This window comes from Aquirufa beregesia (assembly GCF_011090385.1).
Taxonomy (GTDB): Bacteria; Bacteroidota; Bacteroidia; order Cytophagales; family Spirosomataceae; genus Aquirufa; species Aquirufa beregesia.
This window is the reverse complement of the sequence record NZ_SEWW01000038.1, coordinates 1-345: the sequence shown is the minus strand read 5'-3', so window position 1 is coordinate 345 and position 345 is coordinate 1. Positions and strand designations below refer to the sequence as shown.

Genomic DNA, 345 nt, shown 5'->3' with positions numbered 1-345 from the left:
TGTACAATGTGGAATCAGCTGTTGTGGCTGTTACAGATGGAAGTATCGTTGCTGCAGGAGCAGATCGATTGACAGTAGCCGTGAGTGCATCAACGATGACGAAATTAGCTGTTAGCTTAGCGAGTCCTCAAACGAATGGAACAGCCTTTACCGGCACGAATACCTTGACAGCCCAAGATGCTTATGGCAATACGGTCACAACTTTTGCTGCCAATACAAATAATGTAACAGTAACGAGCACGTTAACCGGAGCAATCACAGGATTAGGCTCAGGAGTGAACAACGTGTTGAATCAAGCAGGCGACTTTACGAGTGGAGTAGCGAACTTGACAAGCTTAGGCTTGA

1 protein-coding gene is annotated in these 345 nt (G+C 46.4%); it reads left to right on the top strand.

What is annotated here, in order from left to right; all coding sequences use genetic code 11:
• Nucleotides 1–345: hypothetical protein (locus EWU23_RS13790; RefSeq protein WP_166233193.1), on the top strand; the 345-nt coding region annotated here is incomplete at both ends.